Source organism: Hyphomonas adhaerens MHS-3 (assembly GCF_000685235.1).
In the GTDB taxonomy this organism is placed as follows: Bacteria; Pseudomonadota; Alphaproteobacteria; order Caulobacterales; family Hyphomonadaceae; genus Hyphomonas; species Hyphomonas adhaerens.
Window position 1 is genome coordinate 1205303 of the sequence record NZ_ARYH01000001.1, and the last position, 19398, is coordinate 1224700.

The following is a 19398-nucleotide window of genomic DNA, read 5'->3' on the forward strand; positions in this document are numbered from 1 at the left end:
ATAAGGCAAGCTGGCGCGCAGTGCAATGCCGGAGTGCAATGCCGCAGTGACGCTGGCGGCGGCTGCAGTTGCGGTGCTTCCCCGGCGGGCGGGCCCGGTTTAGGGTGCCGGCAGCGGGGTAGAAGAGGTCATTCTCCATGAAGCGAACAGGTTGGGCGGCCACAGCGGCCGCGGCGATGGTGCTGGCGCTGGCCGGCTGCGGCGGATCCGGCACGGTGGAAGACAAGCCGGACGCCTCGCCAGCGGCGGAACGCGCGGCGCGCGAAGCCCGGCAGGACGCCCTCTATGACGCGGCCCTGGCGGCCGCCGAGGCCAGCCATGGCAGCGGCGAGCCGGCGGTCTGGACGCTGGCGGACGAGGACACGACCATCCGCATCATGGGCACCGTCCATTTCCTGCGCCCGGAGCTCGACTGGCGGTCCGACGAGATCGACACCGCGCTGGCCGAGGCCGATACGCTGGTCTTCGAAGCCGATGTGTCGAGCCCGGAAGCGGCCGGCGAAATGATGGACTTCGTCAGCACCCACGCCCTCTTCACCGATGGCCGCCAGCTGACCAGCCTGCTGGACGAAGGCGAGACGGCCGAGCTGAAGGCCGCGCTGGATTATCTCGGCTTTCCCCTCGGGGCCATGGAAACGTTCCGGCCCTGGTATGCGGCGGTGAACTTGTCGGTCCTGCAGATGCAGAAGGACGGCTTCGACCCCAGTGCCGGGGTGGAGCAGGTTCTGGAACGGGAAGGCAAGGCCGCGGGCAAGGACTTTGCCTATCTCGAAACCATCGAGGAACAGCTGGGCCGGTTTGCGAACCTGCCGGACGATGAGCAGGTCGATTTCCTCATCTCTTCCGCCGAGTCGGTGGAGGAGGGGAGCGAGATGCTCGATGTGCTGGTCGACGAATGGGAGGATGGCGATGTCGCCGGCCTCGCCGCGCTGATGTCCAATCCGGAGATGATGGGATCGGAAGCGATCTATGACGCCCTCCTGAAAGAGCGGAACCAGGATTGGGTGCCGAAGATCGAAGCCATGCTGGACGCGCCCGGCACGGTGCTGATCGCGGTCGGCGCCGGCCATCTTGCGGGCGAGGACAGCGTGATCGAATTGCTGCGCGCCGACGGCTATGAGGTCGAAGGCCCATAATGTAAGGCCCAGCACGTGCGGCGCCCGTGACGGCGCTTGGCGGAGGGGTCAGGTTTTCACGGCCGGAGGCCGCGTCATGTTTCCGGCAGGGGCAGGTTTTCTGCACCCGCGCGCGAGCAGGCGGCGGGCGCCGGGAAGACCGGCGCGCCGCCGCAGCCGCAGACCCGTGAATCCTGGAAGTGCGCATAAGCCGGCGTGGCCGCCCGCCCGTCACAGGCTGCGGTGAGGCGGTCAGTTTTATGCGAGGAAGGGGTTAGCCAATCGCGCCCGGATTTTTGCGACGGCATCCAGTCAATCGACGTCAGGAACACGCGGCCATTGGGCGAGACGCTCCAATGGTACTGCACACCTTTCCCATAGGCCGCCCGCACCGCGGCGCGGAGCAGTAGTACCTGGCACCAGATCAGCGGCCAGAAATACGCAAGATGCGGCGGAAAGCCTGGGGGTGGTTGGAAGAGTGACATGGGCCTGACTATACGTCAGGGCACAGAGGTGTCGGATGGATTTCTTTTCGCGGCAATGATTGCGGCAGGTTCGGGACGGTAAAGGGGTGGATACGCGCCCGCCTGCATCCTTCGACGTCGAAGGATGACTGGCGGAGAACCAATTGCGTCTACGCCCGGACCAGATATGACCAGCCATGATCATGCCGGACTATAAGCGATCAGGCTGGACTGGAGCAGGCGATAAAGCTTCAGCCACACGGTTGCCGACGTAAGACGTTTTTTTTTGAATACATCATGAAAGGACTGGCCGCAGACCACGTCACCTACGTAAGATTGAAGCTTGGCAGGCGTGGGGCGCGGGGATGCTGGCACTGGTAGAGTTGAGTTTGGTGTTTGCGGGGCTGTGTGGGGCCGTCGCAGGCATATACCGGTTCAACACCGTGGAGACGACGCGATTGCGTCATCACAACAACATCGTGAAATACGCCGATCTGGCCGCGCGTGTCCGATGGGTCGACAAGGTTCATGATATCCTGTTCCGGATAGAGGGCCTGCTGGATCAGTTTTTCGGACAACCCAAACAGGACCGTGACCGGATTCTTAACTTCCTGACAATGCGAGCCTGGAAAGCCAACGCATCCGTCGTGACATTCTACATGTTGGTGTTGCCCATGGGCGGGGTCCTGGCGGCCCTTGTCGTGGAGCCAGTCTACTCCCTGATTAAGGGCGGCACTCCGTCAAGTGACGATTGGCAGTTTGCCGGATTTGGCGCCTTCGGGTTAGCTGCGTTGATCTGGTTCGTGGTCCGAAACGCCCGGCGGAATTCAAGGGGAGGCAAAGCTGCCAGGGACAAAAAAGGGCATTCCGCCTTGTGGGAGGCGCTGGCCGTTATACCGGGACTCTTTTCCGTGGTCGTGATTTTTGGCACATTAGGTGTGATGTTTCCCGAAGGCAGCGGGTTCCACACGGGCCATCAATTGGTTGGTTCCTTCCTGCTCCTGATTGTTTTGTTCTATTCGGGGCTTTGGGTCTTCCGTTGTATCTGGCGATACGGCGCCTACTCGCCGATTGTGCTTTCCATCTCCATGCTGCTGATCTTCCTGGCCGTACGTGCCTTGTTGCTCGGTGTTTGGTTTCTGGATGTAAGGACCAACCCCCAGGCGGCGGGAGCGTTTGCGCAAGGGAACCTGACCGCATACATTTTTACTTTGCTTGCGGCGCTGCAGTGCGCGGGGGCCGTGCTGTATTTCAGCGCTCGAATTTGGCCGCAATTTCTGCGCGGTCGCTTTTTCACGAATCCAACCCGGAAGTTCCTGATCCTGACGGCAAGCGTGACGGTTTGCGTGTCGTTGGTCGCCCTCATTTCCAACTTCTTGGTGGACGAGGTGATGTATGCGTCGATGATGTCATCGCTTCAGACGGATATTGCGGTCTCGCTGTTTCTGCTTCAGCTTTTCCTGTTCATCTTTTCCCCGATATTCGCGAACAGTGTTCCGGACATGCTCTCGGTCGGATTTACGCGATTTTGCATCGGGCGCGCGGCACGTTCTGACAGCAAGATGGAAATGCTCAAGATGCTGGGGCTGGATTTTCTGCTGGCGGTGGGGTGTGTTGTGATGAGTTTGGGGATTCTTCTGATTGGCGGTCTTGTGATTGTGCTGATTGGAGAAGCGGCATTGGCCGTGTTGGTTGCGGATCGCGCGGTCAACTGGGATGAAGCATCCAGTACTGAGGTGTTGTTGTATTTCGGGCAAATACTCGGAGCTTTCCTCTGGATATCGATCTCAGGCGTTGTCGAACTGGTTGGTGGCGTATTTCATCTAGAGCTCTTGGGCGTGTTCTCAGCAGAGCCTGATGTGTTCTGGGACGAAAATATCCTCGGTGTCATGAGGGTGACGTCCCTTATTTTGCTGGGAATGGTGCTCACCAGTCTCATACCGACTGTGGTGAATGCTGCGATCATCACCTTCGTGATCTCGTCACATTTTATCGAAATCGGTGTGACGCGCTTTGCTGCGAATGTGCACGGCTTGCTGCTGGAAAAGGACGCGTACGGGAAGCCGATCGGCATATGGCGGTCAACCTCCCTGATCGGAATCTTGGGCGGAAGTCTCTGCGCCTTGCTGCTGTTTGTGTCGGAGTACGTGCTTTGATCTTGCTCTGTTTGGCAAGACAGCAGGCGGACTTTACAGCGCGGCCGGTTCGAGCAGGGCGAGGGCCTGGTCCATGACGGCGTCGCTGGCGGTGCAGAGGATCTGGCCGCCGAGGCTGGCCGGGGCGCCGGTCCAGTCTGTGGCATGGCCGCCCGCGCCGGTCACGACGGGGATCAGCGCGGCCACGTCCCAGGACTGCAGGCCGGATTCCGCCACCAGATGCACGGTGCCGCCCGCGAGGCGGGCATAGGCGTAAGCGTCGAGGCCGTAGCGCGCGAGGCGTGTGGCGCCGCGCAATTCCGTCCACACATCCAGTTCCGGGTCTGTCAGGATGAAGGGATCGGTTGTCGAGATCACGGCGTCTGAAAGGGACGGGACGTCCGCGACTTTCAGCGGGCTGCGGCCGCCCGGTGTCTGCAGGGCCGCGCCGCCCGGCCAGCCGATATAGCGTTCGCCCAGTACCGGCTGATCGATCACACCGAGCACCGGGAAGCCGAGCGGGTCCACCAGGGCGATCAGCGTGGTCCAGACCGGCAGGCCGGCGACAAAGGCGCGCGTGCCATCGACCGGGTCCAGCACCCAGCGCCAGCCGGAAGAGGAGGGGGAGTCGCCGAATTCCTCACCGGTGATGCCGTGTTGCGGGCGTTCGCGGAGGATAATGTCGCGCATCGCCTTTTCGGCGGCGCGGTCTGCCTCGGTCACAGGGTCGTAGGACTGGCCGGCGCCAGCCTTGTTTTCGACGCTGCTCAGCGCACGAAAATGCGGCCGGATCGCTGACCAGGCCGCATCGGCAAGACGATTCGCGAGCGCGAGATCTTCGTCGATATTAAAATCGGGGCTCATGCCGCCAGCTAGGCCTCAAGCAGGCCAGCCGGTCAAGCATGGAAGCGTTAAGCCCTGTCAGGCTGCGCCGTGGCCGGATGTGTCGCCTTCAAGGGCCTTGGCCAGTTCGAGCAGGCGGCGGCGCGGGCGTTCGTCCAGGCGGTAATAGGCCCGGACCAGTTCCAGCGTTTCCTTCTGGCTGAGGATATCGCTTTCGAGGCGCTCGGCATCGTTGGCTGCATCCGGGGCGCCGCTGGCAGGAATACCATCGAAGAAGTACTGGACCGACACGTTCATCGCCTTGGCCAGTTCATAGAGGCGCGAGGCGGTGATGCGGTTGGCGCCACACTCGTATTTCTGGATCTGCTGGAAGCGCACACCCACCTGGGTCGCGAGGTCTTGCTGGGTCATGCCCAGCAGGCGGCGGCGGCGGCGCAGGCGTTTACCGACGTGCAGGTCTGTTTCATCAGCCATGTAATTTACTCCGGGCGGTCTCAGCTTGGGACAGGTGCTGTCCCGTTTTGATGTTTGCGGCTATCGTCTCGCAATCGGCGTGCCGGGAGGCATGGCTGCCCAATTCCCGGGCAGTTTTATGAAATTTCATTCCTGCGTCAGCCTGTCCCTTGCCCGATTGTGCATCGCAGCATAAATCTGGTCTTGCACTTCGGTGCAGACGCCTCTGGCGTTTCCTCCCTTTGACTTTACGGCCGCGCTTCACAGCGCGGCCCTTTTTTTGGTCGAAGCAACAATCCCATTGTAATTATTGTGATTTTTCACATCTTCTCCGGGTTTTTCCGCGAGAATCGCGGTCTGGGCCCAGCCTGGACGCCGTCCGAACGGCGCGGATGGGAGCGTTAACCACAACTTGTGCCGGTCGCCCTGGATTACGCCCGGGCCGTGCAAAGCTGCCATGCTGGGGTGCATGGATGGGTTTTCGCAAAAATGGAGGCCGGAGGAAAATTACACCTTTGGAAGGATCAGCGCCGTTTCCAGCAAATTGGCGATGACGACCTCGATTGCCTCGGCCAGGTCGTCAAACCCGTCCAGCCGCTCGACGGCGTGCTCATCCATGTAAAGGCCGCGATTGATCTCGATCTGCAGGGCGTGGACCCCGCGTCTCGGCTTGCCATAGCGCCGGGTCGTGTAGCCGCCGGCATAGGGCGCATTGCGCGCGACGCTGAAGCCGAGTTCGCGGAAGGCCCGCTCGGCCCGGCCCGTCAGGCGCGGATCGCAGGAGGCGCCGAAGCGGTCGCCCAGTACAATGTCAGCCAGGGCGCGCCGTCCGGGCTGGACCGAAGGCATGGAGTGGCAATCGATCAGCACCGCATGGCCATGGGTGTCGCGCAGGGCGGCCAGCTCATCGCCCAGGCAGGCATGATAGGCGTCATGTATATGGGCCAGGCGCGCCTCGCCTTCTTCGCGGGTCAGGCGGCGGCCGTAGATCTCCACGCCGCCGGCCGCGACACGGGGCAGGCAGCCGAGGCCGGCGTCCACTCGGGCCGTCGGCATGCCGCAGGTGCGGGGCGGGGGACCGTCGAACATGGACGGGTCCAGCTCCCGCGGGTCCCGGTTGAGGTCTGCCACCGAGCGGGCATAGCGCGCCGCCAGCAGGCTCGCCCCGGCCGCGGGAGCCGCAGCGAACAATTCCTCGACAAAGGCATCTTCGGTGCGGCGCAGGTCCATCACCGGCACGCACAGGGCCTCCAGCATGCTGCCGGGATACAGGGATCCGGAATGCGGGGAGGCGAACAGGAAGGGCAGGGCCGGCCCGGCGGGCCGGGTCAGCGTGTAGGGCGCCTCGAAATCCTCCGCCCCGGCAGGGCCGGACATGACGGGCATGGGGGCAAGAGGAGGTGTGGGGCGCATCGCGTCTATCGTTTGCCTGTTCGTGGCAAGGTCAAGCCCTTCGCAGCGTCTTGGGCGGCGGCAAGGTAAAAAAGACAGATCAATTTTACGATATTCACGGCTGATTTACCCGGATCACTGTTTATGCTTAGGCTTATAGGACGGACGAAGGGGGCCCCAGGTGACCAAGATCCTGCTGGCTGAAGATGACGATTCCATGCGCGCCTTCCTGGCTGCGGCGCTGCGCCGTGCCGGGCACGAGGTGCAGGACTATGCCGACGGCGAAACAGCGCTGGCCGCGCTGGAGCGCGAAGTGTTCGACCTGTTGCTGACCGACATCGTGATGCCGGGCCTCGACGGGATCGAGCTGGCCCGCCGCGGCGCCGAACTCGACCCCGCCATGAAGATCGTCTTCATTACCGGCTTTGCCGCTGTGGCGCTGTCGTCCGGTTCGCCCACGCCGGCGGGCGCGAAAGTGCTGTCCAAGCCCTTCCACCTTCGCGAAATCGTCGAGGAAGTCGACAAGGTGATGGCCGCCTGAGGGCGCAGATATCCTGAAATTCAGACCGCCCAGTCTTGAAACCGGGCATTTTCGTACCCATCGTTACAATAATGGTGACGCATGGAGGAAATGCCCCATGACCGAGAACGATCCGGCCCCCCGCCGCGGGCGCCCCCGCAATTTCGATGCAGGTGAAGTGCTGCAACAGGTTCAGGACGCCTTCTGGAAAGGCGGCTTTGAAGGCACGTCGATCGGCGACCTGACCTGCGCGACCGGCCTCAACCGGCCCAGTCTCTATGGCGCATTCGGCGACAAGCACGCGCTCTATGTTCACGCGCTGCAGCAGTATCGCGAAGGGATGCACGCGGCCGGCTGCAAGATCCTGGAAGACGCGCCAACCCTGCGCACGGCCCTGGAAGACCTGTTCCGCGCCGCCATCCGCATTTACACCGACGACGAGCAAGCCCTCGGCTGCTTCGTCTCCAGCACGGCGCCGCCGGAAGCGGTGCGCGACACCTCCATCCGCCGCGAGCTTGCCGCCACCAATGACGGGCTGGACGAGATGTTCGAGGCGCGCATCGCCAGGGCCCAGGCAGACGGAGAGGTCTGCACCGCCCTGCCGCCGGAAGAGGCCGCCCGGATCGCGTCTGCCGTGCTGCATTCCTTGTCTGTCCGCGCCCGGGCAGGGGCCTCGAAGCGGGCGCTGCACGCCCTTGCGCAAAGTGCGGTGGACCTGCTGGCAAAAGCGCCCGAACCAGGGAGCGAACCAGGCGGCGAACCGGGCAGCAGCGAAGGTGGCTGAAGACGCTTGACGCAGGCGCGCCGATTGTCCATTACCCACGCTTCCTGACGGGGCCGCCTGATCAAACAGTGGCCCCGCACGGGCGGTTAGCTCAGTGGTAGAGCACTACGTTGACATCGTAGGGGTCACAAGTTCGAACCTTGTACCGCCCACCATTGTTTCCAGAAAAATGAACCGGTCTTCGGTCCGGCCTGTGCATCCGGCTGGATGGCCCAATGCCGGTATCGCCGCTATTGCCGAATAATATGCGCTAAGGGAGCCCAACCGGGTTTCTTTCAACTGCGAGCTGATGCGGGCAGGCAAAAGACCGGTCTGAACCAGGCAAATTCCCCTTTGTCAGCTGCCTCGATGCTGGCGCTTCAAAAAAAGTCCCTTAGCCCGACCCACTACTCAGGCAGGCAAGACAGAGGTCTTCCCGTCAAAAGAGCGAGGGTCAGAAAATGGCGTATCAGGCAGACCGGAATAGTTATGCCTCCACGACATCCGGAAGCGTCCTGGCCATTTCTGGCCTTCGTTCCCCTGCGCGCCGTTTCAGGACAGGGCAGGCCATACGCGCGTCTCTTGGTGTTGCTGGTGGCGCGCTGCTGTGGGGGGCGTACCTTGCACGCTTCATCCTGCTGCTCACATTTGTCGATGTGCTTTGCCAGCTGACGAAGATGAAGCGGAGCTTTGGCGCCTGATCCTTGTGCGTAGGCAAACTATTCAGGTCCTGTGACCGGCCGGCGTCTGTCGTGTCCGGTGAGTATGGTGGGCGCAGGTCTCCAGACGAAGCATACATTTTCGGGACTCTTCATGGTTGAACCCTGCGCGGTGCGGATGCGCTCAGTCCGGGCGATAGGGGCTGAATCTGCTTCAGGCCTCTTTCCAAAAATTTTCAATAAAATTTTGACCGGCCGGAAAAAAGGCCTCGCGTGCCGACCCTCTTAACCATGCAGGAGAGGTGGTTCTCCCTGAAAGCAAGAGGATGGAAAAAATGGCAAATCAAGCAGCACAAGAAGACGCATTCGCAACGTTCTTCAGTGTGGTCGGTGGCATCGTTGGCTTCGGCTATGGCGCACAGTTTTCTGGCGGAGAGCTGGCAGCTCCGTTCATCGTCGGTCTCATCGGGCTGGTACTGGGCCGCATCGTCGGCGCGCTCGTCTTCCGTCTCATTCTGATTGCAATGATCATCATCGGGTTTCTGATCCGGGATCAAATCTTCTCTTCTCTCGCTGAAGCGATTTTCAGTTAACGAAATGCTTGAGGTTGAAGGAAATATCGGCAAAGTAGAGGCAGGGGACGATATCAGTTATGATGCCAGTATGCGGTGGGATGTTCAAATACTTGAATAAGTTGAGCTGCGCGCTCTACTTGGGGGCGATTTTCTGTCTGCCGTCGGTGGCCGGAGAAAATATCCTCCTGTTCGGTGGACTCTCCTACATTGATGACGAGACGACGCCGGTGATGGCCGCCATGCTGGCTGACGATGCGCGCGGTCCGCTGTTGGAGGAGGGCGATGCGATCATCGATTTCTCCTTCGATGCGGTCGGGCAGGTCAACGGTTCCGGCGGCCTGCCGAATATTTCAAACCGCGGGATTGTTCATAATGAAGACCAGGCGTGGACAATCGCCACGGACCTCGGTGCCACACGCGCCGCCGGGCAGCTGATCCCGGCGCTCCAGTTGTACAGTGAACATGTCTTCGGACTGCTGGCGCTGGCCAATTACGAGGATGTGGTCGTTCAGACGCTGACTTACAGCGATCCTCGTACGGGCGAGCGCAAGGCTGCAAAAAAGAGGACCTATATTGTCGGTGTCAGTGCCCTGATCCTCGATCTTGATCCGGAGACCAGTTACCGGCGCATCCTGATGTCCTCCTCCGATCTGGGGCGCTTCGAACTCGACCTGCCGGAGCATGTCGATCCGACCGAGGCGCAGAAGGTGGCCGCCTACCGGATGGCGTACCAGAACGCCATTTCGGGTGCGCTCTACAAATTGCGCAAAGCCGGAGATCTTGACGCCGACCGAATGGAGGGCCGCCTCAACAATATGGTGACCGGCTTCTCCATGAAGGAGGCCGCGCCGGCAGAACTCATGAACTACGACTTGGCGCGCATGCCGACCGGAAGCCAATACCGGCAAAACATGTGCACCATTCCGGATGGTTGCACATCGGCGATCTGCCGGAAGCGTGCCGCCATGCTGATGCATGCATTCACATCCAGTCTTTCAGAAGCGGGCTTGCCGGTGTTGCCGCCGATCACCGCCGAATATGCAGGTGACATTACTGCGGGAATTGAGCTCAATCTCAGCCTGTTCGGGGACGCATCCCGCCTTCTGGGCGACTCCCAGTCAATCCGGATCGACCCGGCGGATGCCGCCACGAAATGGGTTGTTACCTGGCGCGGCTCCAGGGCCGAAGACCGCCCCAATGAACGGTATCCTGACCTCTTCACCAACCGGACCTTCACCACGATGATCGGGTATGTGAAGGGAAAAACCGGGTTCGATGGGTGCACGGATGTATACGATTTGCAGCGCGACCCGCCTGATGCCGACGTCGATGCAAATTCTCTGGGCTGCGCCGTCGAGACGATCATCAACAGCCAGGGGGAGCCTGGCCGCGGAGCAGAGCGCGACTTCTACACACTTTCTGCACTCGATCACGTACTTAAAATAGGGGGTCAACTGACCAATGAGCGTTCGTCACGTAATATTGAATGCAAGCCGTTCGCTGGTGCTGATCAGTATGCTCTGCGCTGAGGCGGTGACCGGAACAGCCCAGGCCGGGCAATTTCCGCAGTCGGTGAACGTGCCGGTTTCGGAGCGCAGGGCGTGCACCAGCAAAGCCATGATGCCTCTGGCGGCGTCGAAGGCGGTCTACAGGTCTGCCGTGGAGAAATTCTCCGCGTCCGACGAGAAAGCGAGGTCTGTTGCTGACAATTGGAGCGGGCTGATCGAAGGCAAGCCGAATCTGATGGAGAAGGCAACGTATCGCGATGGAAGGTGTCTCGCGACCTTCGCTGTTTCCACAAATGATGCCGCCATTTCCCAGGCCCTGTCCCAGGATGCCTTTTGCAATCGCCCCGCGGCGGTTCTGACGCGCGTCATTGTCGAAGGGGAGGAGGGGCAATCCGCACCGCTCTCCGCGGAGGCGCACCAGCACTTTCTGGACGCGTTCGCAGGCCGGGATTTCGCGGTCATCGACGTATCGGAACAGACGGACATATTCCGTGAGCCCATCAGAGGGTCCGCCACCTGCTCCTATACCGGGGACGCGGATGGGTGTGAGGAAAGGGGGCACACATTGTCAGAAACGATTCTCGAGATTCTCGGCAATACCGATCTCATCATGGATGCCTACGAAGATGAAAACATAAGGGGAGAGAAATACCTGCCATTGGCAGAGGGCGGAGTGTTCAACTTCGTCACGATTTCCGTGTCACGGGCGCGGAACCAGCTCGCTTTCACGGCCACGACGAACAGTTACAAAGTGTCGGATCGCGATGTCGCCTGGGCTGTTCCTCCCCAGCAGTTTGCGATGCGGAAACGTCCGCCACGCACGGAAGCGGACATCCTTGACGATGCATTCCACAAGATCGCGGAAAAGGTCGCGCTGGAGAGCGCGCTCCGATGCACGGGGCAATAGCCCCCGCCAGAAACAGACCAAAGAACAATTCAGGACAATCAGGAAACATACCATGTCAAACAAATTTCTCCACAAGGCCTCTCTTTCCATCGCATCAGTCTTCGTGCTGTCAGCCTGCGCCTCAACCGGATTGCCGCCCATGTCCTTGGATGTGGGAGTGTTCGGGAAGCCGGTGGACGTCGCAGTCAAAGTCACCGCCTCTGCGACGCAAGTCCAGGGGTGGTGCTTTGCGCCGCCACAAAGACGGGACTTTACCGGGCTTATGGCGGAAGGGGCGTATCTGCTTGAAATGCAGAACTATAATCGCAATGTTTCGAAATATGATGTCTGTTCGCTGAGGACGCCTGCCAAGCAGCTGGTGGCGGCAGCCGAACTCTCCAAGTTTACGCTTGTCGCCATTGCTGACACACTTGCTGAAACCGCCAAGGCGCAGGCGCTGAAATCCGACAGCATCAACGAGATCGCAGAACGTCTGAAAGTGACGCCAGCCTACGATCTGGACTTCGAGGCAGAGAGCAAGAATCTGAGTGCAGAAATCGCCAAGCTCCAGAGTGCGAAATCGGCGCTCGGCGAGACAGTGACACTGACTCCTGAAGCCTACAAACAGATTGCAATCGCCCAGGCCAAGCTGGATGCCGCGGCAAGCTATATGGGGCAGATGCTCGGCACGTCGATCGTTGTCGGCAAGTCGGTCTACCAGATGACCGAAAATGAACGGCAGGTCGTGTTCCGGGATGCGGCAGCCACCTACAAGACAGACGTGCCGGAGGACGCTTTTGCCGGCTTCTTCAGCGATGTGGGCAATATCGCCCAGGGGACCATTGCCGGCGCGAGTGGGCTGACCAAGGCTGCTATCAATCTCGGCGCAGTCGAGAAACCCGAAGATGTCAAGATCCTGGAGTCAGAGTTGGAGTCGGCCGTGACGCTGACCAACGCCGAAGCCAAGAACATCATCAAGCAAATCGATGATGGCAGCCTGTGAGGTAAATTTTCGGCTTTCAGGAAGGGGTCGGCAAAAAAACACACCAACCCGACCCCTGACTGTTTCGAGCCGCTGAAGTTCAAAAGTTCTGTGAGGAAATAGCAATGAAAAAGCAAATTTTGACCGCCCTGGCTGCCGGCATGATCGCCCTGACAGGGGCCATGTCCGCCCACGCCGACACACCCAAGCGCATGATCAATGTGTTGGTGCTCTCCAATGACGCTGACCCGGACAGCCTGCCGGCGTCCAACTATGCGTCCCGCACCGTGGTGGATGAGCTGAAGGAGCAGATGCGTCCTTACGGTTACAACATCATGGATGTCGACACGATGATGGCCAATCTTGGCTGGAAGGAACTGGGGAACCGGATCAGCCGCCGTGACAAGATGGAACTGGTTCTGGCAAGCTGCTCTGACGGCGTGTCCAAGGTCTGCCCGCGCATGGTGGCGTTTGTTGAGACCCGTGTGGATGTCCGCAGGGTCGGCAATACCGGCGCCTTCGCCTTCCTGAACATGTCCGGTGACATTGTGGACGCCCGCAACGGCACATCCCGGGGCAAGTGGCGCCCGGTGGAGGACAAGTTCACGACGCCATACCCATGCGCGCATGCCTGTGTGGACCGGGTGGTCGCCAACAACGCCTACAATGTTGCGGCGGAACTGGGCGATTCCCTGCGTATCCTTCTGGATGACTCGCTGAATGCCCTGGAGCCAGTGCCATCCTATCCGTCGCCACAAGCCGATGGAGACCTGCGTACGGACTACGTCATCACGTTCCGCAATTTCACCTTCGGTGAAACGGGCGCGATGCTTGATATCATGGAAACCCAGTTCGGTGGAAATGCCGAACTCGGCGAGAGCGTGAGCCGGTCCAAATTCTGGCAGCAGAACTACACGTCAGACCTGAACAATACCGAACTGACGTCGTACCTCTACCAGCTGATGTCCGACATGGGGTATACGGAAGAGGAATTCCGGATGAGTGTCGACGGAAGCGACATCGAAATCGCGAAGCTGGGGCTTCGGCGCTAATACAAGTCGGCCGCCACTGAAAAGTGGCGGCCGTTTGCCTGGAACAGAGGGGACCTTCCATGACACTCCGCAAATCACTTATCGCAGCGGCTCTGGCGGTGCTCGGTACCACGGCATGCGCCTCCACTCAGTACCCGCCGGCCGGTCAGCATGCCGCTGACCTGAAGCCTTACACGATCACGTTCAGGAATTTCAAAGCGGCAGAAGTCCTGGCTTTCCTTTCGTCGATCGAGACCGGTTTTCCCGGTACCAACTATATCGGCGAGCATGAAGGCGGACCCCGGGCCTGGCGGCAAAACCTGATGTCGTCGCTGTCATCAACGGAGATGCACCGGGCGATCTACGGAGAGCTCATGCGCGGCGGCCTGACGGAAGACGAGATCCGCATCACGGTCCGGGAGCAGGGCCAGATAGAAGTGGCAAAACTGGGTCTCCGGCGTCTCAGCCAGTGATTCCCGGAAAAGACAGAGAGCAAACGACCATGAAGATACCGGCTTATATTCCACTCCTGCTGCTGGCAGCCTTGCCTGCCAGCCTGGCGCACGCCGCTGGCCCCACTGATATCCAGAAGGAGCATTATGCCCGCACCTGTACCAGTCTCTACAACGCAGCCGTACTGGGCACAGAAGACATTTCGATGGTGGCGACCGACACGGTGAAGGCGCGCATTGCGGCAGGCGGAAACGGCAAATCCGTTCCGCAGCTCGTCAAGCCGCTGGGCGGCGTTGAATCCCTCGGCATCAGCGACCTGGTGCACCTCAACTATGGCGACGTGTTCGTGTGCCAGTTCAGGCATGTCAAAGGCTATTCCGTGTGGAATATTGCCTATTCTCCGATGACGCACATGGTCGAAGACATTTCGTTGAAGCTGGTCGCCGATCCACCTCCGCCGCCGCCCAAACCGGTGCCAAAGCCATCCACTCAGCCGGCCACTCAGGCGCCCGGGCCTACGAGTTCGGCACCGGGAAATACGCCGGCCACGCCGTCTCAGTCAGAAGCCTGCAAGATGTTCCCGGACCTATGCTGAATTCACTTTCAAGACGACAAGTCGCAGTTGGCCTTTGCAGCTGCGGTGCGGCAGGGCTGCTGGGCGGGCACGCCCATGCTGCGCCAGGTGGCGGTGGCTGCAGTCTGACGGTTGCGGAATATGAAACCATTGTCGCCCCAACGGCCAGCGACTTTGCATTTGCGGCGCGAGACATCGGCCTGAGTGGGGAATCTGGTACGTCGGGGGACAGGCATTTCGATCAGGCGCTTGCGATCACTCTGATGAAACTCAGCAAGACGTTCGGTGTCCTGCCGTCCTTCTCTTTTTTTGAAGAGGACCGCGGGATCAACGCCTTTTTCATCCCCGTCAAGCGGACGCCCGGCCGGCCTGATGGTGCGGTTGCCTATGGGCGCAAACTTCTGAAATGGCAGACTTCCGATGGCGTTCCCAATGTCGGACGGGTTGTCGGAGTGTGCGCGCACGAATTCGGCCATGCGCTCCAGCACAAGCGCGGAACTATCGATAAGCTCAAGAGCATGTCGAACGGCAGCGCGTTTCGAAATGAGCTGCATGCCGATTTCCTGGCCGGGTATTTTGCCGGGATCCGGAAACTGGAAAAGCCAGACTTTCCGGCAGCGGAAATTGCCTATGGACAGTTCACGGTCGGCGACGACCAATTTGACTCAAAGGGCCATCACGGCACGCCAGAGCAGCGGGGAGAAGCGGCCCGCCAGGGGTTCAAACAGGCTTATGAAAGTAAGGTGAGCCTGGATGAAGCGTTCGAGACCGGCTTTCGATATGCCAAGGCGCAGAAGCTGCAGAAACCCTGAGCAGGGACAGGGATGTGCTGCGAAAGAATGCAGCACATCCCTCAATCGGGAAAAAAAGTGACCGGCGCCGACCCCTATAACAGGTGAAAGTCCTGAAGGAGTCAGATCACATGTTGAAAATTTCAACCAAAAACAAGGCGATTGCCGGTACTGTATCCCGCGCCATCTCTGTTGCGGCCCTCGCTGCGGCTGTCATGAGCGCCCCCGCCTGGGCCGATTTCGACCGCATGAACGGCCGCTCTGTTGTTGCGGCGTGCGGCGAAGTCCCATCCGCAGACATGAAGAAGAGCATCATCGACGCCGCACTCGCCTATGGCGTTGAACCTGAAGTGGCCCTTGCGGTCGCCAAGGCGGGATCGGATTTCGCGCCGGATGCGCGCGGTCCCGCAGGTGGCCTGGGTGTCATGCAGGTGCGCCCGGTCATGGCGGAGCAGGCCTTTGGTGTCGATGCTGACGCCCTGTGGGATACGGATCGGAACATCGATATCGGGACGAGCCTGCTGAGCCAGCTTTACCGCTATTCCGGCGACAGCTGGGAGATCGCGCTTGCCCGTTATGCGAATGCCGGCGCCAGCGACGAGGGGAGGGCGTTTGTGGATGCGGTTCTGGATATCCGGGACGGGTATCATGCGAATTGGACCGTCCAATGCTACGTCCGGTATCTGGCAAACGGCCATGTTCTGGCCGGTTCGCCGTCGCCGCTGGCCGCGGACGAAACGTTTGACCGCCAAATTTTGCAGCAACGGCGCCAGCGATACGCCAACAAGGGGATAGTGCTTCCAGAAGCGTCGTCGACATTCTATCCATACGGGTATGATCGCCGCCAGCTGGCGTTGAAAGAGCGCTTTGTTCAATCGCTCGAAGACCATCGCAGCTGGAAACAGAGCCTTGAGGCCAGCTACTACGACTGGGACTGAACTTGACTGTCATCAACCTTCACCGAACCCTGGTCACTGAAGTGCGCGACATGTTGCAGGCACTGTATGGCGATGTTTTTTCGGACAGGATGATCGACCGGATCGTCCGCCGCCTGTTGGCTCCGAAACGCCTGAAGCAATGCAAGCGCCTCGCTTACTTCGTGGCTGCGGTCGGCGGGGCAGGTATCGACCCGCTTGAAGTTATATTTGCCGAGTCACCCGCTGCATCGAAAGCCATCGGCAAATTGCGCCGGGATGGAGACCTTTCCGGCGCGGTATCCGTGTCAGACGCACAGATCGGGTTCCGGTGCCTGGATGGAGAGATTTTCGAGATGCCGGCACAACACATCCCGGAACTCATCTGTACGGCGCATATCGTTGCCGAATGGCTGGAGGCTGATGGACTCCATGCCTTTATCGACGAAGTCGCGGCAGCTGAAGACGATCGCGGCCGGATCGAGCATGCTTCCGAAGGGCTTGCTGCCAAGGTCGACCGTTTCCGCCAGAAACGGATGGGCTCGTCTTCAGCGGCCATGAAGCGGAAATCCGTGCTCGATTTCCTGCGGACCTCGTTCGATGGCGAAAAGTTCGGCGCCTCTGACATCACCAGCGAACACGTCAGGGCTTATTGGGCAGAGTATTGTGACACCCGAAACCTGGATGTCCGCACCTATGAAGGCGTACACGAACTGTTTCAGCTATTCGTGGAAGTCCTGGATGAGGCGCTGACCGTGTCTTTCTCTCCGGAACTGGATACAGCCGGTATGGCGTGGAAAATCACAGGGCAGGAAGACTGGATGGCGTTGCGCGAGGAAGCCGGCCGCTTGAAATTCCTGTTCCCGAAGCAGATCGACGCCGGCAAGCCCTTTACCGATGCACCGGCATGCGCGTGGCGGCTCAGGCATTCGGCCATCTGGTCGGAATGCTACTCTCCTGTTCAATCCCATCTGCGGGAAGGGATGGGGGCGAACTCCTATCGCAATGCATGGTCGGAAGAGCGGGACTGGAACCATGCTCTCGGCGTTGTGCAGACTCTCTCGGAAAAGATGCAGGAAGTCGTCCTTGCCGTGCTCCACATGCTGATCCAGACGCAAGGTACGGGGGCGATTCAGCTGGCGTATCATCTCGAAGGCGACCGGATCGTCGATGAGTCGGTGTACAGCCTGAATCCGGAAACGGCCACTGAGGAGGAGATCCTGGAATTTCAGGCGGTCCAGATGGAACAGATCTGCTCGTCCACGGACGAGCCTTACAAGACCTTGCGCGAGACAGCGGAAAAAGCCTGGCGCAACATCCAGCGGCAGGGCTTCAAGCCCGCCGATATGGAAGACATCAAGTTTATGGAAAGTGTGGACGTCCTGTCTGCGCGCATCTGCGGGGCAGCCGAGTTTCTCTCCCGCCTTTCCCGGCAATATCAGGAGACCCACCCTGCCGAGGCCGAGATGATGGCGGTCCGGGAAGAGTTCGATGCCGTATTCCGAAAAATTTACAGGCCGTCATAGCCTTGGAGGATTCAACCATGAAACAGTTTGCAGACCTTACACAGGAAGAACGGGAAGATTTCGAGCAGGCGCTCGATCTCGCGATCGACCTTGCCGCAGCCCCCATCAGGAAATCTGAACGTCCGGTCAGCGTACCGGATCTCTACCGGTATGCCCGGAGCACGGCGCACGGTCGCAATGGCCTCGTGCGCAAGGCCATACTCAGGGATGCAAGGATCAACCGCCAGTGGGCCAGCATCATGGCGCGGATGAGCGGGGCGCAGTTCGAAACGGCCGCGGCCGCAGCCGGTCTTCAGGACCGGATCATCCTTCAGGATGAAAGAAGCGGGCGACGGATCGAACTGACCCGGTCGGATTCCGATCCCGGCATCGCCATCCTGATGGTGGATGTCGGCACGTCTCCGGCTTCGGTTCCTCACCGCCTGTCCGTATGGACATCTGTTGCGGTCTACGAGGTGGAACTCCCGCAACCGCACATGGGCATTTGCCAGCTGGACCTCAGCTATGACGGTGAGCTTGCCGAATTATTCCGGCAGCATGATGTAAAAGCGGAGGTCTGGTAGAACCTATGCCGGGGGGAACAGCCGTCATTATTCCGACCACTGTGGGGCTTGTCCGAGTCCAGCAGCTCCGGGTGGACAAGAATCTGCATCACGCGGTGATGACGGTGAATTTCCGTACGGAACGGGCAAACGTGACGTCTGCCTATGCACAGTTCGTTGCCGCCGATACAGGCGTCATCTCAAAACTGACCCGGGACTACCGGTATCGTGTCAAAGTCAGCCGGAATATCGTCTCCGGGCCGAGCTGGAAGCTCGGGATGCTTTTCGCGCACCTGTTGCAGAACAGTGAAAAATTGTCAGAGACCGATGGGCCGATGCCGGATTCGGCCGCACCGTCTGATCTTGTTGGGCGAGCGAAGCGCATAATCTGGGCCACCGGAGATGTGTCGGACGAGCTTGGAATCCTTCCGGTTTCCCATGTCATGCGGAAGCTGGAACAGTCGCTCGATCTGTTCAAATGGTGCGAAGCTCATGGGATTCCAGTCGATTGCTATCTCCCTGAAGAGCTGAGTTCCGAGCCCTCCGAGCATGAAGAAATTATGGAATACCTGAACAGGATGGAGGCTCGGTTTTCCGGTTTATCGGTACACAGGCTGGACAAGTTTCCGGAAGATATCGAGACCCTTCAGTCGGCAGGGGCGGGAGAACGACGCATCAGACTTCCACGCAGCATCCTGGTGGGAATCTGTCTCTTCGGTGTCCTGGCGGTGGCAGGAGCCGCGAGCCTGCGCTGGAAGATGAATCCGGATGAAAGTGTGCAGGGGGTGCCAACCAGCCCTGAGGCAAGCCAAGCTGAGGGTGGTGTACATCTCAAGGTCGTTTACGAAGAGAATGGCAAGTGCTTTCAGAACCGGACTCTTTGGAAGACGCTTGAAGTCGATCTGGGCTTTGGAGGGGAAGACGCACTTACGCTTCCTGCGGATGCATGCCTGTGCGGACTGGACTGGAGTATTTCCGGCGCCGACGGCCTCTCTCAATCGGTCAAGGTTGCCAGCGAAAGCCAGGGGGCGCCGTCAGATATGGAGACCATCAAGAACTACAATGGTGGCAGCCGGGCTTATCGCGAAGCCTATTCCTCCCGTATCAGCCGAGTCAGTTTCGAAGTGACCGGAAACGCCATGCAGCCCGCGCGTGTTGCGACATTGCAGATCGAATACCGGGCGGCACCCTGAAGCGGAAAATCGCGCGTACGGCCAGTTGGGTGCGTAGACTACAGAATCGGAAAGTTGAGGCGCGAGCCACAGCCCGGTA

The 19398-nt window shown here is 60.0% G+C and carries 21 protein-coding genes and 1 tRNA gene; 18 read left to right on the top strand and 4 right to left on the bottom strand.

All coding sequences use genetic code 11. The annotated features are described in order from the left end of the window. Nucleotides 1–137 precede the first annotated feature (137 nt). On the top strand, nucleotides 138–1136 hold the full coding sequence (locus tag HAD_RS06005; RefSeq protein ID WP_051595959.1) for a TraB/GumN family protein: 999 nt from the start codon (nucleotides 138–140) through the stop codon (nucleotides 1134–1136). A gap of 74 nt (nucleotides 1137–1210) precedes the next feature. On the opposite strand, the gene HAD_RS06010 is transcribed toward HAD_RS06005, so the two are convergent. Next, complete coding sequence (locus HAD_RS06010) at nucleotides 1211–1600, bottom strand: hypothetical protein (protein ID WP_035569975.1); 390 nt, start codon at nucleotides 1598–1600, stop codon at nucleotides 1211–1213. Nucleotides 1601–1944: 344 nt separating this feature from the next. Between HAD_RS06010 and HAD_RS06015 the strand changes: the two genes are divergently transcribed. After that, the gene (locus HAD_RS06015; RefSeq protein WP_035569976.1) at nucleotides 1945–3735 is read left to right on the top strand and encodes a hypothetical protein; all 1791 of its coding nucleotides are present in this window, start codon (nucleotides 1945–1947) and stop codon (nucleotides 3733–3735) included. Between the two features lie 33 nt (nucleotides 3736–3768). Here HAD_RS06015 and hisN read toward each other — a convergent pair whose 3' ends face one another. From hisN to HAD_RS06030, 3 genes are all read right to left on the bottom strand, one after another. Further along, a complete protein-coding gene (hisN, locus tag HAD_RS06020) occupies nucleotides 3769–4578 on the bottom strand; it encodes a histidinol-phosphatase (protein ID WP_035569977.1) in 810 nt (269 codons plus the stop codon). 57 nt (nucleotides 4579–4635) lie between these two features. Further along, complete coding sequence (locus HAD_RS06025) at nucleotides 4636–5031, bottom strand: helix-turn-helix domain-containing protein (RefSeq protein ID WP_035569978.1); 396 nt, start codon at nucleotides 5029–5031, stop codon at nucleotides 4636–4638. Nucleotides 5032–5517: 486 nt separating this feature from the next. After that, the gene (locus tag HAD_RS06030) at nucleotides 5518–6423 is read right to left on the bottom strand and encodes an N-formylglutamate amidohydrolase (RefSeq protein ID WP_241765306.1); all 906 of its coding nucleotides are present in this window, start codon (nucleotides 6421–6423) and stop codon (nucleotides 5518–5520) included. A 160-nt stretch (nucleotides 6424–6583) separates the two neighbouring features. Between HAD_RS06030 and cpdR the strand changes: the two genes are divergently transcribed. From cpdR to HAD_RS06110, 16 genes are all read left to right on the top strand, one after another. After that, entirely contained in the window at nucleotides 6584–6943 is a 360-nt protein-coding gene (gene cpdR / locus HAD_RS06035; protein WP_035569979.1) for a cell cycle two-component system response regulator CpdR, read from the top strand. A gap of 97 nt (nucleotides 6944–7040) precedes the next feature. Then, nucleotides 7041–7706, top strand: a complete 666-nt coding sequence (locus HAD_RS06040; protein WP_035569980.1) for a TetR/AcrR family transcriptional regulator — start codon at nucleotides 7041–7043, stop codon at nucleotides 7704–7706. Between the two features lie 80 nt (nucleotides 7707–7786). Beyond that, nucleotides 7787–7861 (top strand) — tRNA-Val (locus HAD_RS06045). Between the two features lie 285 nt (nucleotides 7862–8146). Then, on the top strand, nucleotides 8147–8386 hold the full coding sequence (locus tag HAD_RS06050) for a hypothetical protein (protein WP_035569982.1): 240 nt from the start codon (nucleotides 8147–8149) through the stop codon (nucleotides 8384–8386). A gap of 293 nt (nucleotides 8387–8679) precedes the next feature. Then, nucleotides 8680–8937 (top strand): hypothetical protein, encoded by a 258-nt coding sequence (locus HAD_RS06055; RefSeq protein WP_156942177.1) that lies wholly within the window; start codon nucleotides 8680–8682, stop codon nucleotides 8935–8937. 92 nt (nucleotides 8938–9029) lie between these two features. Continuing rightward, nucleotides 9030–10448: a hypothetical protein gene (locus tag HAD_RS06060; RefSeq protein ID WP_156942178.1), complete on the top strand. Its 1419-nt coding sequence runs from the start codon at nucleotides 9030–9032 to the stop codon at nucleotides 10446–10448. After that, the gene (locus tag HAD_RS06065; RefSeq protein WP_156942179.1) at nucleotides 10423–11334 is read left to right on the top strand and encodes a hypothetical protein; all 912 of its coding nucleotides are present in this window, start codon (nucleotides 10423–10425) and stop codon (nucleotides 11332–11334) included. Before HAD_RS06060 ends, HAD_RS06065 begins: the two co-directional genes overlap by 26 nt. Before the next feature lie 52 nt (nucleotides 11335–11386). Next, the gene (locus tag HAD_RS06070) at nucleotides 11387–12316 is read left to right on the top strand and encodes a hypothetical protein (protein WP_035569987.1); all 930 of its coding nucleotides are present in this window, start codon (nucleotides 11387–11389) and stop codon (nucleotides 12314–12316) included. A gap of 104 nt (nucleotides 12317–12420) precedes the next feature. Next, nucleotides 12421–13347, top strand: coding sequence for a hypothetical protein (locus tag HAD_RS06075; RefSeq protein ID WP_035569988.1), 927 nt, complete (start codon nucleotides 12421–12423; stop codon nucleotides 13345–13347). 59 nt (nucleotides 13348–13406) lie between these two features. Beyond that, on the top strand, nucleotides 13407–13799 hold the full coding sequence (locus HAD_RS06080; RefSeq protein ID WP_035569990.1) for a hypothetical protein: 393 nt from the start codon (nucleotides 13407–13409) through the stop codon (nucleotides 13797–13799). A 29-nt stretch (nucleotides 13800–13828) separates the two neighbouring features. Next, nucleotides 13829–14374, top strand: a complete 546-nt coding sequence (locus HAD_RS06085) for a hypothetical protein (RefSeq protein ID WP_035569991.1) — start codon at nucleotides 13829–13831, stop codon at nucleotides 14372–14374. Continuing rightward, complete coding sequence (locus HAD_RS06090) at nucleotides 14368–15165, top strand: neutral zinc metallopeptidase (RefSeq protein WP_051595960.1); 798 nt, start codon at nucleotides 14368–14370, stop codon at nucleotides 15163–15165. The genes HAD_RS06085 and HAD_RS06090 overlap by 7 nt, the downstream gene beginning before the upstream one ends. Before the next feature lie 110 nt (nucleotides 15166–15275). Continuing rightward, the gene (locus tag HAD_RS17825) at nucleotides 15276–16082 is read left to right on the top strand and encodes a transglycosylase SLT domain-containing protein (RefSeq protein ID WP_051595961.1); all 807 of its coding nucleotides are present in this window, start codon (nucleotides 15276–15278) and stop codon (nucleotides 16080–16082) included. A gap of 50 nt (nucleotides 16083–16132) precedes the next feature. Beyond that, nucleotides 16133–17584, top strand: coding sequence for a hypothetical protein (locus tag HAD_RS06100; RefSeq protein ID WP_156942180.1), 1452 nt, complete (start codon nucleotides 16133–16135; stop codon nucleotides 17582–17584). Nucleotides 17585–17601: 17 nt separating this feature from the next. Continuing rightward, entirely contained in the window at nucleotides 17602–18147 is a 546-nt protein-coding gene (locus HAD_RS06105) for a hypothetical protein (protein ID WP_035569995.1), read from the top strand. 71 nt (nucleotides 18148–18218) lie between these two features. After that, nucleotides 18219–19319 carry a hypothetical protein gene (locus HAD_RS06110; RefSeq protein ID WP_156942181.1) on the top strand — a complete coding sequence of 367 codons (1101 nt, stop codon included), beginning with the start codon at nucleotides 18219–18221 and terminating at the stop codon, nucleotides 19317–19319. Nucleotides 19320–19398: the final 79 nt, after the last annotated feature.